Below are 738 nucleotides of genomic sequence, written 5' to 3' on the forward strand. Positions count from 1 at the left end.
CCAGCTGCAGGCCAGCTGCAGCGTGCCGGTCCCGGCGATCGCGGCCAGCCGGTCCTCCACTTCCTCGGGGAGGATCTGCTCGGGATGGAAGCCCTCGAGCCCGAGCAGGATGGCGGTCATGGTGCCGTGGCCGTGGCCCGTGGCGGCGAGCGAGCCGTAGAGGTCCACCCGCAGCGACGCCACCTCTGCCAGCTTGCCGAGGGACTTAAGTTCTTCGGCAAACACGGCGGCGGCCCGCATGGGACCCACGGTGTGGGAACTGGATGGTCCTATTCCGATGGAAAACAGGTCAAAGACTCCAACAGCCATTGTCGGTTCCTAACTAGGTCTTACTGTGGTCCGGCAGATGGTCCTGCCGGAAGGCACTGCGGCCGGCCGGTTGGCGGCAGCTTGCCGGATGCACGACGCCGGGCGGCGGCTTGTGGCGGCAACCCGGCGTCGTGATCTGTACTGCGGTTAGTTCTGTATTGCTACTACTTCAGTCATACGTCGCTTAGGCGAGGTTATCAACCGAGGGGTAGAGCGGGTGGGCGGCGGCGAGGGCCTCCACCCGGGTGCGCAGGCCGGAGAGGTCCGCGCCGGCGTCGGCGGTCAGGGCCTCGGCGATGATGTCCGCGACCTCGGCGAAGGCCGCCTCGCCGAAGCCGCGGGTCGCCAGCGCCGGGGTGCCGATCCGCAGCCCGGAGGTCACCATCGGCGGGCGCGGGTCGAACGGGACGGCGTTGCGGTTGACCGTGA

The 738-nt window shown here is 68.6% G+C and carries 1 protein-coding gene and 1 pseudogene; both read right to left on the reverse strand.

Going from position 1 to position 738, the window contains the following annotated elements:
- A partial coding sequence (locus tag AC1D2F_RS23905) for a serine dehydratase beta chain (protein WP_476967908.1) occupies positions 1–309 on the reverse strand: 309 nt, incomplete at its 3' end.
- 184 nt (positions 310–493) lie between these two features.
- Positions 494–738: pseudogene (locus tag AC1D2F_RS23910) on the reverse strand (serine hydroxymethyltransferase); the annotation flags it as partial.

The sequence above is a fragment of the Arthrobacter sp. P1_B3 genome, assembly GCF_056406615.1.